This is a genomic window from Streptomyces sp. NPDC053069 (genome assembly GCF_044546895.1).
In the GTDB taxonomy this organism is placed as follows: Bacteria; Actinomycetota; Actinomycetes; order Streptomycetales; family Streptomycetaceae; genus Streptomyces.
Map to the genome: position 1 here is coordinate 302,466 of NZ_JBITZN010000007.1, position 13,027 is coordinate 315,492.

The 13,027-nt window shown below is 73.3% G+C and carries 11 protein-coding genes and 1 pseudogene; 7 read left to right on the plus strand and 5 right to left on the minus strand.

Going from position 1 to position 13,027, the window contains the following annotated elements:
• The first annotated feature begins 818 nt into the window (after positions 1-818).
• The 3 genes from ACIGXP_RS18725 to ACIGXP_RS18735 are packed head-to-tail and all read left to right on the plus strand — an operon-like array spanning position 819 to position 4,444.
• Positions 819-2,174: a uracil-xanthine permease family protein gene (locus tag ACIGXP_RS18725; RefSeq protein WP_399769553.1), complete on the plus strand. Its 1,356-nt coding sequence runs from the start codon at positions 819-821 to the stop codon at positions 2,172-2,174.
• Positions 2,175-2,216: 42 nt separating this feature from the next.
• On the plus strand, positions 2,217-3,737 hold the full coding sequence (locus ACIGXP_RS18730; RefSeq protein WP_399769555.1) for an amidohydrolase family protein: 1,521 nt from the start codon (positions 2,217-2,219) through the stop codon (positions 3,735-3,737).
• On the plus strand, positions 3,734-4,444 hold the full coding sequence (locus ACIGXP_RS18735; RefSeq protein WP_399769557.1) for a sulfite exporter TauE/SafE family protein: 711 nt from the start codon (positions 3,734-3,736) through the stop codon (positions 4,442-4,444). The genes ACIGXP_RS18730 and ACIGXP_RS18735 overlap by 4 nt, the downstream gene beginning before the upstream one ends.
• Positions 4,445-4,550: 106 nt before the next feature.
• Here ACIGXP_RS18735 and ACIGXP_RS18740 read toward each other — a convergent pair whose 3' ends face one another.
• Complete coding sequence (locus ACIGXP_RS18740) at positions 4,551-5,642, minus strand: substrate-binding domain-containing protein (protein ID WP_363219680.1); 1,092 nt, start codon at positions 5,640-5,642, stop codon at positions 4,551-4,553.
• A 518-nt stretch (positions 5,643-6,160) separates the two neighbouring features.
• Here ACIGXP_RS18740 and ACIGXP_RS18745 point away from each other — a divergent pair.
• From ACIGXP_RS18745 to ACIGXP_RS18755, 3 genes and pseudogenes are all read left to right on the plus strand, one after another.
• Positions 6,161-6,397, plus strand: coding sequence for a hypothetical protein (locus tag ACIGXP_RS18745; RefSeq protein WP_399769560.1), 237 nt, complete (start codon positions 6,161-6,163; stop codon positions 6,395-6,397).
• Between the two features lie 304 nt (positions 6,398-6,701).
• The gene (locus ACIGXP_RS18750) at positions 6,702-8,180 is read left to right on the plus strand and encodes a glutamate-cysteine ligase family protein (protein ID WP_399769562.1); all 1,479 of its coding nucleotides are present in this window, start codon (positions 6,702-6,704) and stop codon (positions 8,178-8,180) included.
• A gap of 165 nt (positions 8,181-8,345) precedes the next feature.
• Positions 8,346-9,086, plus strand: a pseudogene (locus ACIGXP_RS18755) (thioesterase family protein); the annotation flags it as partial.
• A 12-nt stretch (positions 9,087-9,098) separates the two neighbouring features.
• Here the strand turns inward: ACIGXP_RS18755 and ACIGXP_RS18760 are convergent.
• A complete protein-coding gene (locus ACIGXP_RS18760) occupies positions 9,099-9,623 on the minus strand; it encodes a hypothetical protein (RefSeq protein ID WP_399769564.1) in 525 nt (174 codons plus the stop codon).
• Positions 9,624-9,689: 66 nt separating this feature from the next.
• Complete coding sequence (locus ACIGXP_RS18765; RefSeq protein WP_399769566.1) at positions 9,690-10,502, minus strand: EamA family transporter; 813 nt, start codon at positions 10,500-10,502, stop codon at positions 9,690-9,692.
• Between the two features lie 270 nt (positions 10,503-10,772).
• Between ACIGXP_RS18765 and ACIGXP_RS18770 the strand changes: the two genes are divergently transcribed.
• On the plus strand, positions 10,773-11,381 hold the full coding sequence (locus ACIGXP_RS18770; protein ID WP_399769568.1) for a flavin reductase family protein: 609 nt from the start codon (positions 10,773-10,775) through the stop codon (positions 11,379-11,381).
• A gap of 13 nt (positions 11,382-11,394) precedes the next feature.
• Here ACIGXP_RS18770 and ACIGXP_RS18775 read toward each other — a convergent pair whose 3' ends face one another.
• A complete protein-coding gene (locus ACIGXP_RS18775) occupies positions 11,395-12,156 on the minus strand; it encodes a cache domain-containing protein (RefSeq protein WP_399769570.1) in 762 nt (253 codons plus the stop codon).
• Between the two features lie 37 nt (positions 12,157-12,193).
• Positions 12,194-12,952: a GntR family transcriptional regulator gene (locus ACIGXP_RS18780; protein ID WP_363219673.1), complete on the minus strand. Its 759-nt coding sequence runs from the start codon at positions 12,950-12,952 to the stop codon at positions 12,194-12,196.
• Positions 12,953-13,027 lie beyond the last annotated feature (75 nt).

Sequence of the window (13,027 nt, forward strand, 5' to 3'; positions counted from 1 at the left end):
CAGGGCGACGATCCATGCGCCGGGATTTCGTCTTCGTCCGGGCGCGCCCAGTGTGGAAAGGACGCCTGGTCGTCGCCCCGCAGGCGGGGCCTGATGAAGGTGGGATGAAAGAGGCGGGGATGAAAGGGGCGGGGAACGACCCGAGCGCATGGATTTACCGTTCCCCGCCCCGGCGCGTCGGCCCGCCTCGTCACAACACGGGGGGACGACCCTGCGACCGGTCGGACGAAGCTTCGACTCACCGATCTTGTTACAGACCCTCCGACGCCGGCCGCCCGCGGGCCAGCGGAGCCGGTCCGGCCGGGTGACGCGCCCGTATGGCACACCGGTGCCGTGGGCCGCCCCGGCTGAGCAACGGCACCCGCGTTCCCCGGCTCGCTGCACCGCCGGCGTCTCCTACCGCCACCGCCTCGGGTGTCCTGGACGCCGAAGGCGGGGGAACGGACCGCCCTGGGCCGCGGCGTGAGCGGCACTTGGTCAAGAGCTCCGGCATGACCGTTGGGCCAGCCGCCCGGAGGCCGGGAACCACCCGCGCGCACCCGGTAGTTGACAGGGAGAGGCGACGGTCGCCGAGAGGAGCGCCGCGCGACACAGGACGGCGTCCAAGCCGTGCCCCTCGAACCGGCAAGCCCCCTCCTGTGTGCGGGCGAACCGCGCGTCCCTGCACCGTGGGTCCTGAGGCCGACCGCGCGACCCCTTGACCGATCCCCCACCGACGACTCCATACTGGCGGCCAAATCGATTGGCCAAATCGATTTGGCCGCCGTCCCGGCCGGATCGTCGCGGCCTGAGCCGAGCGAGCCGAACGGAGCCCGCGCGTGTCCAGTCCCGTACATCCCGTCGACGAGTCCCGCCCCCTCGGACGGATCCTGCTCTTCGGTGTGCAGCACGTCCTCGTCATGGCGGCCACACCGATCTCCGCGATCTTCCTGATGAGTGCCACCCTCCGGCTCAGTCCGGGCATCACCGTCAACCTGCTCTCCGCGGCCCTGCTGCTGTCCGGGATCGGCTCGCTCGTGCAGTCCCTCGGACCCTGGAAGTTCGGGCCACGGCTGCCGTTCGTGATGCTGCCGGGCGGAGCGCCTCTGATCCTGTTCCTGTCGATCGCGCAGCAGCACGGGCTGCGCACGGCGACCGGCGCGGTGCTCCTCACCGCCGCCTTCACCTTCCTGGTGCTGCCGCTGTTCACGCGCCTGCTGAGATTCTTCCCGCCGCTGGTCATCGGCACGATGATCGTGATCGTCGGGGTCAACCTGGTGAAGGTCGGCGCGCTGCTGGTCACCGGGCAGCCCGGCACTCCGGGCTTCGCCGATCCGGCCCGCCTCGGGCCGGCCTTCGCCACCATCGCCCTAATCGTCGTCTTCACCCGGCTGCTGCGCGGGGTCCTGCGTCAACTCGCCGTACTGCTCGGCCTCGTGGCCGGCACGGCCCTTGCCTGCGCCCTCGGGCAGGTCCACCCGGGCGCCGCCCTGTCGGGCCAACTGGTGGGTGTGCCACGTCCGTTGCCGTTCGGTACACCAGTCTTCGACCTGCTCGCCGCGCTGCCGCTGCTGCTGTACAGCCTCGCGTCCATGGCGGAGGCGACCGGGCAGACCGTCATCAACGCGGAGGCGGTCGGCAAGGACATCGACGTACGGACCGACGTGCCGCGCACCGTCCGCGGGGACGCCCTGACCTCACTGCTCGGCGCCTGTTTCGGGCTGCCGCTGATGGTGACCAGCGGGGAGAACATCGGCATCGTCCGGGTCACCGGCGTGCGCAGCCGGTATGTCACGGCCGCCGCGGGCGTCGTTCTCGTCGTCCTCGGCTTTGTGACGCCCGTCGCGCGGGCGATCAGCGTGATGCCGTCGGCCGTGGTCGGGGGCGCCGCGATGGTCGTCTTCGCGGTGATCACCGTACTGGGTGTGCAGATGCTCGGCCGCGCCCGGCTGGAGGACCACACGGCCACGATGACCTGCGCCGTCGCGCTCGCGCTGGGCCTGCTGCCGATCCTGGTGCCCGGTGTGTACACCGGGTTCCCGTCCGGCGTGCGGATCCTGCTGGAGAACGGGGTCGCGGTGGGCGCCCTCGTCGCCGCCGTCCTCAACGTCGTCTTCCACCATCTGGGGCGGCACCCCACGGACACCACCGCCGCCGTGCCGGCCGAGGCGCCGGGTCCGACCGCCCGTGTCTGACGTTCCGCACAGCTCCCTCCCCCTCTCGAACAACGGAGAAGCATGACCGACCTGACCCCCGACCGGCTCCGCCAGGACGCGCTGCTGCTGGTCCCCGACATGACGCTCACCCCCGACGGCCCGCTGGAACTGCACGCCGTGGTCGTGCGGGACGGCGTGTTCCGCGATGTCGGCCCCGTCGAGCGGATCATCCGGGGGCACCCGTCGCTGACCCCCCTCCGGCTGCCCGGGCACGTGCTGATGCCGGGTTTCGTCGACGCCCACCACCATCTGACGCAGAGCTTCGGCGGCGCCCTCGCCTTCGGGGAGCCGTCGGAGATCTTCCGCCGGGTGTGGGTGCCGCTGGAGCGCGCCCTGGACGAGGAGTCGGCGTACGTGGCCGCGAAACTGGCGGCACTGGAGTCCCTGCGGGGCGGTTTCACGACGGTCGCCGAGTCGGGAACCCGGGCCACCGTGGACGTGGACGTCGTGGCCTCGGCCGCACGTGACGCGGGCATCCGCTGCGTGCTGGGGCTGATCTGCAACGACGCCTCGGACGGCACCGGTGACGACACGGATCCGCGGGCCGTGCTCGCCGCCGCCGAGCAGCACCTCGCGCGCTACGCCGCCGACGACCTGGTCCATCCCTCGCTCGCCGTCTCCGTGCCGGAGGCCGCGACCGCACCCACGCTCGCGGCGACGGCGCGGCTAGCCGCCGACGCGGGCACGGTCGTACAGATCCACGTGAACGAACACCTCGTCGCGGTCGAGCGCTCCCTGGTCCGGTACGGGCTGCGGCCCCTGGAGTATCTGCACCAGGTGGGCGCGCTGGGCCCGCAGTTGCTCGCCGCGCACGCCACGCTGCTCACCCCGGCCGAGGTCACACTGCTCGCGGACAGCGGCACGGCGGTGAGCTACAACCCGGTCGCCAGCGCGTGGAAGGGCAACGCCGTCGCCCCCGCCACCACCTTCGCCGAGCGCGGCATCCGGTTCGGTCTGGGCACCGACGGGACACGCGGGGACGGTTTCCGGCTGACGGACGCGGCGGAGTTCGCTCAGCGGCTCACCTACGGCCTGGCCAGCGGCGACTCCTCCTGCGGCGCCGGCTGGACGTGGTGGGAGCGGGCCACGGCGGGCGGCGCGGACGCGGTCGGACTGGGCCGGCACACGGGACGCATCGCGCCCGGTGCCGCGGCGGACTTCCTCCTGGTCGACGTCGGGGGGCCGGAGCTGCAGCCGTCCTGGGACCTGCCGTGGGAGCTGGTCCGGCACGGCAACCGGGACCAGCTCACCGCCGTGTTCGTCGCCGGCCGGCTGCGCCTGTGGCACGGCTGGCCGCCGGACTGGGACGGACCGGCACTGGTCCGACGGGCCGCCGAACTGGGCCCGCGCGTGGTACGGCGCGCCGGGGTGACACGGGCCCATCCGACATCGGTGACCGCGCGGCAGCGAGCGGCGGCACCGGACGCCGCCGCGTCGCCGCCCAGCCCGTTCACGGCCGGGGGCACGCCCACCGTCCCACCGCCCCCTGGGCATCCGCACGGCTCCGTCCTCCCGACGCCCCGCTCCGGCGCGCTGCGATGAACGCCGGCACTCTGGCGGTACTGGCGCTGACCGTCGCGGCGGCGGCGTTCGTGCAGGGCACGAGCGGCCTCGGGTTCGCGCTGATCGTCGCGCCTGTCGCGGGCCTCGTCGATCCGGCACTGCTGCCGGTGTTCGTGCTGACCGCGATGATCCCGCTCAACCTGCACGTCGCCTGGCGCGAGCGGCACAGTCTCGATCTGCGCGGCGCCCGGTGGATCACGGCGGCCCGGCTGACGGCGACACCGGCGGGGCTGGCGCTGCTGTGGGCGATCCCGCAGGGCGCGCTCGGAGCCGTCGTCGGCGCGGCGACGGTGCTGGCGGCCGTGGTGAGCCTCGTCGTGCCGTCGTTCGTACCCGGGCGCGGAGCCTATGTGGGCGCCGGGGTCGTCACCGGGCTGACCGAGACCGCCACCGGGGTGGGCGGCCCGCCCCTCGCCCTCGTCTACCAGCACCGGCCGCCGGGCGAGCTGCGGGCGACCGTCGCCGCCTGCTTCCTGGTGGGCGAAGTCGCCTCGCTCCTCCTGCTGTTCGTCACCGGGCGGGGACGTGCGGCGGACATGGGCTGGGCACTCCTGCTGCTGCCGGCGCTCGCCGCGGGGGCCTGGCTGAGCCGGCTCGTGCACCGGCGTGTCGACGCGCAGCGGATGCGTGCCTTCGTCCTTGTCTTCGCCCTGGTGTCGGGGGTGGTGCTGATGGCGGGGACGTGACACTCCGCTGCCGGACGCACCCCGCCGTGCCCCGGTGCCGGACGCGCGCCGTCGTGCCCCGGTGCCGGACGGGCCCCGTTCGATCCTGCTGCCGGACGGCCCCTGTCTACGCCGTCCCCGGGGGCGTCCCGCCGGTCTCGGTCGGCGGGCGGCGCAACGACGAGGCGCGCAGCACGAGCCGGGGTGCGGCGGAGGGCGGCTCGCCCCCGGTCCCCGTCGGCCCGGCCGTGCCGGTGGCCGGTCGCGCGCCCAGCCGGGCGAGCAGCAGTTCCACCGCGTCCGCGGCGGCCCGCTCCAGGCCCAAGTCGACGGCGGTGAGCGGCGGTTCGCAGGTGCGGGCGCGCAGACCGTCGTACCGGGTGACGACCATGACGTCATCGGGGATACGGCGTCCCGCCTCCCGCAGGGCCCGTACGGCGCCGACGGCGAAGGCGTCGACCAGCACGCACAGCGCATCGATGCCGGGGTGCTCGGCGATCAGCGCGGCGCACCGGTCGTATCCCGCCTGCTCGCCGCCGTCCTCCGGGGCGGTCGCGACGATCGGCGGCCGGCCGTGTGCGGCGGCGATCCGTTCGTAGGCCGCGCGGGCGTCGACCGAGGAGTGACGGGTGCCCGCGCCGACGATGAGCGCCGGATTGCGGGCGCCCTGGTCACGCAGATGGTCGAGGAGCAGTTCGACCACCCTGCCGCCGTGCAGGTCCACGTAGGGGGCGTCGTCGTCGGGCGCGGTGGGCCGGCCCAGGGCGACGTACGGCAGTCCGCGCTCGCGCAGTTGGGCCACGGCCGCGTCGTCCGCCTCGGGCTCGACCACGATCGCGCCGTCGATGTCCACGGAGTACAGCGCGGATCCGGACTGCACGGGCGGGATCAGCACGAGGGCGTAGTCGTGGACGAGGGCCCGCTCGGCCGCTGCGGCGGCCACCTCCATGTAGAAGCCGAGCCGTGAGGGGCCGCCGGCCACCGCGAACGGCATCGAGGACGCCAGCGCGATGGCCTTGGCCTGCCCCCGGCGCAGCCGCTGGGCGCGCAGGTTGGGCCGGTACCCCAGCTCGGCGGCGATCTTCTTGATGCGTTCGCGGGTCCGCGGGTCGACCTTGCCGATGCCGTTGAGGGCGTGGGACACGGTGGTCCGCGACACCGACGCGGCGGCGGCGACGTCGGCGATCGTGGGCCGGCGAGCGCCGTGGGACATGGTCATGGATCCATCTTCGCAATCTCCGCCGCCCGGAGCCACCACGATCCCGTCCCGGCAGCCGGTCGTCTCGGCAACCGGCTCCGCGGGTAGGGGCGTTCACGCACTCGGCGGCATCGGGACGGAGTCCACGTCGGACACCCGCGCTGTCGCCGAGGAAGCGGTCGAAGCCGGCGCCTGTGCGGGGGTGCAGGTGAAGGTGTTGCCGGCCGGCCGGACCGTCATGCCGGACCGTCATGGACGTCGCGCTCGGTGAGGAGTAGCCGGGCGTTTCCCTGACGGCGGGCTCGGCGATGCCGTGGTTCGGCGTCCGAGCTGCCGGCCACGCTCGCCTTCGCCCGAGCCTGGGAGCCGGGTCTGCTGGGTCCGCTGGGTCGACTGGGTCCGCTGGGCCCCGGACGGCCTGGTGCGGAACCATCTGCCGGGGTTCTCCGGGACGGCCGGGCCTCGCTCACCGTGCGGCCGGCGGCGAGGGCGGGGCGGCGGCGGTTCCGGGGCAGCGGGCGGCCTGACTCGGCCATGCCGTGTCTCTGCTGGTCGCGAAGATCGTCGTACGCCCCGGCAGCACCACCGCCTTCGCCGTCTTCCCGCGCACGGAGGTGACCGCGCTGCTCGGACTGACCTCGGCCCTCGGTGGCCCGCCCGCGCCCCGGTGGTGCAGGCGCCCTGCGCGGGGACCGCCACGGCCGCTGCCCCCGTCGCCCGGTTCGCACGACCACCCGGAGCCGTCCGGGCACCTGCGTGGCCGGGCCCTTCGGTGAGGCGGCCGTCGGCGCCGCGATCATGCGGCGGACTCCCCGACGGCCGTCGGCTGCTGCGCGAGAAGACGTGCGCCGCCCTCGTACGCGAACAGCGTCCGGCGGGTGCCGTCGGGGAGGCGACGGGCGTGCCCGTGCGGTGGGGGCTGGGGCACTTGTGCCCGTCGGTGCCACAACGCCGGCACGTCCGGTCGGTCGTGGGCGCGGGAATCCGCGCCGGGCAGACGCGGGCCACGCTTGGTGAGGCTCGCGTGATGGTGCGACTCTGGGGGGAGAGGTCTGCGACGAGGGGAATCCTGGAGGGCCGATGGGACGTGACGTCCCGGCGCTCGTCTTCACCCGCGAGGACCGCCGCCGGTACCGGATCAAGATGCACGAGTGCCTCGACGCGCTGGCGCAGATGCTGCGCGAGTCACGGTTCGAGTCCGAGCGGCCGCAGGTCGGCCTGGAGATCGAGCTGAACCTGGTGGGCGAGGACGCCGAGCCGGCGATGCGCAACACCGATGCGCTGAAGGCGATCTCGGACCCTGCCTGGTCCACCGAGCTGGGCCGGTTCAACCTGGAGATCAACGTCCCGCCCCGGCGGCTGATCGCGGGTGGTCCCGACGCGTGGGAGTCGGAGATCCGCGCCGCGCTGAACCACGCCGACGAGCGGGCCCGATCGATCGGCACCCGGCTGATCATGATCGGTATCCTGCCCACCCTGCGCCAGGAGGACATCGGCGAGGAAACCCTGTCGGAGAACCCGCGTTACCAGCTGCTCAACGACCAGATCTTCGCGGCCAGGGGCGAGGACCTGCGCATCGAGGTGGACGGCGTGGACCGGCTGCGCACCTACGCGGACACCATCACCCCGGAGGCCGCGTGCACGAGCACGCAGTTCCATCTCCAGGTGTCTCCGGAGGAGTTCGCCGGTTACTGGAACGCGGCGCAGGCCATCTGCGGGGTCCAGGTCGCGCTGGCGGCGAACTCGCCGTTCCTGTTCGGCAAGGAGCTGTGGCACGAGACCCGCATCCCGCTGTTCGAGCAGGCCACGGACACCCGGCCGGAGGAGATCAAGGTGCAGGGCGTACGGCCCCGGGTGTGGTTCGGCGAGCGGTGGATCAACAGCGTCTTCGACCTCTTCGAGGAGAACCTGCGCTACTTCCCCGCGCTCCTCCCGCTGTGCGACGAGCAGGACCCGGTGGAGACGCTGGACCGCGGAGACACCCCCGAACTGGGCGAACTGACCCTGCACAACGGCACGATCTACCGCTGGAACCGCCCGGTGTACGCCGTCTCGCACGACGTACCGCACATCCGGGTGGAGAACCGGGTGCTGCCCGCCGGACCGACCGTCGCCGACACCCTCGCCAACGGTGCCTTCTACTACGGCCTCACCCGCGCCCTGGTGGAGGAGGACCGGCCGGTGTGGTCGCGGATGTCGTTCGCGGCCGCCGAGGACAATCTGCACACCGCCGCCCGGCACGGCATCGACGCCCTGCTGTACTGGCCCGGGATGGGCGAGGTGCCGGTGCCGGAACTGGTCCTGCGGCGGCTGCTGCCGCTGGCGCACCGGGGCCTGGAGCACTCCGGCATGGACGAGGCGTGGCGGGAGCCGCTGCTCGGCGTCATCGAGCAGCGCTGTGTCACGGCACGCAACGGCGCCGTGTGGCAGAAGGAGATGTTCCACCACCTCGACGCCACCGCGCACGCGGGCCGGCACGAGGCGCTGCGCCGGATGACCCAGCTGTACATCGACTACATGCACCTCAACGCGCCCGTCCACACCTGGCCGGTGGACTGAGCGGGCTCAGCGGGTGAGCACGGTGTTCAACGCCCGGGCCGGCTCGGCCCGTTCGGCGGTGTGATCCCGGGTGAACGCCTGGTCCAGCCGGTCGAGTCGTCCGTCGTCGACGAGGTGCCCGCGCAGACATCAACCCGGTGACGGACCGCCGACGCGCACACCGCCACGCCGCACGCGAGCGGCGCATGGGACCCCGCCGAACAGCACTTCAGCCCGCTGGCCGGACTCGTGGTCCACGCGATCGACCAGTACCGTGCCGAGCGCCCGCCGAGCGGACTGCTCCTGTCACGGATCAGCTTCGACATCCTGGGGCGGCTCGCCCTGGACGAGTGCGAGATACAGGTGGAGTCGATCCGGCCGGGCCGCACCATCGAACTGCTCGAAGCGGTCGTGCGCATCGCGGACCGGCCGGTCGTGCGGGCCCGCGCCTGGCTGCTCACCGAGGTGGACACCAGCACGGTAGCCGGCGGCGCCGACGCCCGCATGCCCCTGCCGTACGGCCTCGCCGGCCAGTCGCTGGCCTCCGTGTGGCCCGGGGGTCACTGCGCGTCCGTCGACATCCGTCCGGTCCATGCCCCGGAGCCGGGCCGCGCCACGGCCTGGATCACCACGGACCTCGACCTCGTCGCCGGCGAGCCGAGCAGCCCGGTCGCGTCCTACGTCGCGCTGGTCGACACGGCCAACGGCATCGCCGTACGCCGGCCGCCGACCGAGTGGATGTTCCGCAACGTCGACCTGACGATCCATCTGCACCGCCGGCCGGAGGACCGTTGGGCCGGTCTGGACACCACGGTCGTCTTCGGCCCCACCGGCCTGGGGCTCACCAGCAGCGTCCTGCACGACATCCACGGCCCGGTGGGACGGGCCGAGCAAACCCTCACGGTCCGACCGCTGCCCGGCCGGTGACCCTGGCAGGCCTCAGGGCTCGATGTTCCACCGCTCGGGGAGGTCGGCATCGCAGAAGACACAGACGAAGTGGCCGTCCCGCACGATGTTGTGCTGCCCGCAGACGCCGCAGCGGCGGAAGATCACCTCATGGGTGAAGGAACCGGGGTGGCCGAGCCCGGCCCGCTCCAGCGCCTGGGCCACGGCCGGCCACGAGTCGGTGTCCGGACAGTAGCCGGTCGACTGGTTGCTCACCTCGTGTGCCGTCCAGCGGCCGGCGTCCTCGCGAAAGCTGATCTCTCCCGCGCTCAGCACCGGCTCACCGCCCGCGCAGGCGACGTGCTCGGACCGGCGCGGGGCCAGTAGCAGGACGCCGTCCCCACTGATGACGAAGGTGAAGGGTTCGGCCAGTTCCGCACGGGTACGGGTCGCGGCCCAGTCCACGAACTCACCCGCCGTGCGGATGCCGGTGCCGGTGTCCCCCGGCCGGGCCGCGGCCCTCAGGTCCTCGGGACCGACATACCGATAGCTCCGGCAGCTCTCTCCCGACAGGCTCATGCCGGTCACGGTAGGGCATGGACGGACCGAGGTGACCGGCGTCGCGGCGGAAGCCGTGGGCGAGCCTCACGGTGCAGTCGCGTCCTGACTCTCACGGGTGGCGGCCTCGGTCCGAGCGGCAGTCGCGGCCCCTTCGTGAGCGGCGCGCGCCCTTCCTGCCCGCCCCTCCGCACGCGTCGCCCCCACCGAAGCGAGCCCCACCGCCGCCACCCCCGCCCACTGGGCCACGGCCAGGTGCTGGCCGAGGAGGACCAGGCCGATCAGGGCTCCGACCGCGGGTTCCAGGCTGGTGAGGACGCCGAAGACGCGCGGTGTGAGGCGGCGCAGGGCTTCCAGCTGGAAGGTGTAGGGCACCACGCTGGACAGGACGGCGACCGCCGCGGCCACGGCGAGCGTGCCCGGGTCCAGCAGGCGGGTGCCCGCCTGCGTGATGCCGTAGGGAAGGCTGAGCAGCGCACCCCAGGTGACGGCGAGCGCCAGGCCGTTGCCGCCGGGGTCGTGTCCGGCCAGCCGTTTGCCGGCCAGGATGTACCCGCCCCAGCAGCAACCGGCCAGGGTGGCGCAGGCGATGCCGGTGGCGTCCAGGGCGCTACCGGAGTGGCTGAGCAGGAGGACGCCGGTGGCGGCGAGGCCTGCCCACAGCAGGTCGGGGGCGCGGCGGGAGCCGCACAGGGCGATGGCGAAGGGGCCGAGGAACTCCAGGGTGGTGGCGGCGCCCAGCGGCAGCCGGGCGACCGCCTCGTAGTACGCGAGATGGTGCACGGCGAGCAGCGTGCCCGCCACGGCCGCGATGCCGAGGCCGGTCCGGTCGCCGCGGATCCGGGGCCGCCCCACGGCGGTGAGGACCAGCGCGGCGAGGACCAGCCGCAGGGTCACCACGCCGGCCGGTCCCACCGCGGGGTAGAGACGGGTCGTCAGCGCGGCTCCGCCCTGCAGGCCGAGGATGCCGCCGAGGACGAGCCCGGGGGCGGGTACGGCGCCGAGTCCCCGGCCGAGAGCGAGTGCGGCGCGTGGGCGAGGGGTGGGCTGGGGGCTGATGGGTATCGAGCTCCTTGTGCGGCTGCCCTCGCACCCTAGGGCGGTGCCCCGTTGCTGATCAACAGTGGGGGTGGTGGCACGGCTGTCGGCGGTACCGCTTAGCGTGCTGTCATGCGCGTCGACTACTCACCCGAGTCCATGGGCGCCGGAGCGTTCTACCGTCTGCTCACGGCCGTCGTCGTTCCGCGGCCGATCGCCTGGGTGTCGACCCTCGCTCCGGACGGCGAGACGGCGAACCTGGCCCCGCACTCCTTCTTCACCGTTGCCTGCACCGATCCGCCGGTCGTCCAGTTCACGTCGGTGGGCCGGAAGGACTCGCTGCGCAATGCGGAGGAGACCGGGGAGTTCGTCGTGAACTTCGCCCCGGAGCCGCTTTCCGCCGAGATCAACGCGACCGCGACCGACTTCCCCCGCGACCGGGGTGAGTTCGACGCCGTGGGCATCGAGCGGGAGCCGTCGCTGCGGGTGCGGCCGCCGCGGGTGGCCGCGTCTCCGGTCGCCCTCGAATGCACACTGCACTCGACCCTGCGCCTGGGCGATTCCACGGTGGTGTTCGGTCAGGTCGTGCACGCCGCCGTCCACGAGGACGTACTGGTGGAGGGCCGGCCCGACATCGGCCGGCTCCGGCCGCTGTCCCGGCTGGGCGGCAACGAGTGGGGCACGGTCGGCGAGATCCACGAGCTGGCCCGCATACCGTACCGGGACCGGAAGCGCGACTGAGCCCACTGGCTCGTCAGACGAGCACCAGCACAAGGGGCACCCCCCGGCACGGCACCAGGCGTAGGTCCTCGTACGTGCCGGGGCGTGCCGTGCCGAGCAGTTCGGCGAAGTCGGGGCCCTTGGTGAGGGAGCCGGCCAGGTGGGCGGCGTCGGCGGAGGCGGCGACCCGGCCGCGGGCGTTGACCAGGTGGGCGGGGCGCGGAAGGCGCCGCAGGAGGGGGAGTACGGCCGCCTCGAAGTGGCGGAGGTAGACGTCTGCGGCGGCCACCCCGGCGAACCGGCCCTGCACCAGCACCGGTTCGGACAGGGTCAGGCTGTACTCGTCGGAGCAGAGATAGTCGACGTAGGGTCCGGCCACCGCCCGGCGCCCGGTGTCGCGGGGCAGCGCGAACCAGTCCCAGTGCGTGTAGTCGGAGTACGCCGACTGACCGGGATCGAGGTCGAGCAGGAGCGGTCGGACGTCACCGTCCGTGCCCGACTGCCACCACTCCAGCCAGGCGGGCACGTCGGCCAGCAGGCCGGGGGCCGCGACGAAACCGACGCCGGAGACCAGTTCCTCGCGGGTCAGGTGCAGATGCAGGCCGGGGCGCAGGGCGGCGAGGTCGGCGCTGGCGGGCCGCCGGCCCTGCGCGGCCACCCGGTGGAGCAGGGCCTCGGTGTCGGCGCGGGTGGCGGCGACGGTCTCGAAGACGGCTTCCAGCGCAGCGCCGACCTGCGCGGCCACCCAGGTCTCCGTCTCCGTGTCGAGGGTGGCGAGCCCGGGCCTGACGCCCATGGTGTCCTCCAGCGGACGGGAACCGGACGCGGCGCGGTCAGAGGGTGAGACGTACGGCGACGAGCCGCGCCGTCGACTCCCTGACACACCGCTCGGCCAGCGTGCCGGCCGTTTCTTGGCCCCCATCCTGCACGGCCGAGATGACGCTGCGGTGACGGTCCGCAACTTCTTCACGATATGCGTCGTCGGCGAGAACCAGGCAGAGCAGTGCGCCGATCTCGCTCTGCAGAGCGACCTGTTCGCGGGTGAGCCGCGCGGACTGGGCGGCTGCCGCGAGTTCGACGTGGAAGCGGCCGTACAGCCGGCTGCGTGCCGCCGCATCCTCGGCCCGTGTCAGCTCCTCCACGGTGCGGCGGAGTTGACGGAGGTCCTCGGGCTCGGTGCGCTGCGCGGCGAGGCGGGCGGCGGCACCGGACAGGGCGGCCCAGTGGTCGCCCAGGTCGCGCAGCTCCTCGGTGCTCCAGCCACGCAGCCGGGCCCTCAGCCGGTCGTCGGCGGGGACTTCGGGGAGGGAGACGAAGCTGCCGCCGCCGCGGCCCCGGCGGGTGGTGACCAGGCCCTGTTGCCGCAGGGCCATGAGCGCCTCGCGCAGCGTGACCGTGGAGACACCGAGCTGTCCGGCGAGCTCGCTCTCGCCGGGGAGTTGCTCGCCGTCGGCGAGGAGGCCCAGTTCGATGGCGTCGGCGAGGCGGCGTACGACCGCGTCCACGCGGGCCCGGTTGTCCACCGGGCTGAAGACGGCCCTGCGGGCGCGGCTGTCCGTCTCCTGCTGCTTCACGGTCACCACCTCGTGCATTGACTCAAGCTTTACCTTAAGGGGACCTTGAGCTTAGAACTATGACTTCATATGTTTGCGGTCAAGCGGTTCAAC

Excerpts from the sequence above, each read along its gene's own strand:
- ACIGXP_RS18735 (WP_399769557.1), top strand. The coding sequence starts at position 3,734 with ATGAACGCCGGCACTCTGGCGGTACTGGCGCTGACCGTCGCGGCGGCG.
- ACIGXP_RS18740 (WP_363219680.1), bottom strand. The coding sequence starts at position 5,642 with ATGACCATGTCCCACGGCGCTCGCCGGCCCACGATCGCCGACGTCGCC.
- ACIGXP_RS18760 (WP_399769564.1), bottom strand. The coding sequence starts at position 9,623 with ATGAGCCTGTCGGGAGAGAGCTGCCGGAGCTATCGGTATGTCGGTCCC.
- ACIGXP_RS18730 (WP_399769555.1), top strand. The coding sequence starts at position 2,217 with ATGACCGACCTGACCCCCGACCGGCTCCGCCAGGACGCGCTGCTGCTG.
- ACIGXP_RS18770 (WP_399769568.1), top strand. The coding sequence starts at position 10,773 with ATGCGCGTCGACTACTCACCCGAGTCCATGGGCGCCGGAGCGTTCTAC.
- ACIGXP_RS18780 (WP_363219673.1), bottom strand. The coding sequence starts at position 12,952 with ATGCACGAGGTGGTGACCGTGAAGCAGCAGGAGACGGACAGCCGCGCC.
- ACIGXP_RS18775 (WP_399769570.1), bottom strand. The coding sequence starts at position 12,156 with ATGGGCGTCAGGCCCGGGCTCGCCACCCTCGACACGGAGACGGAGACC.
- ACIGXP_RS18750 (WP_399769562.1), top strand. The coding sequence starts at position 6,702 with ATGGGACGTGACGTCCCGGCGCTCGTCTTCACCCGCGAGGACCGCCGC.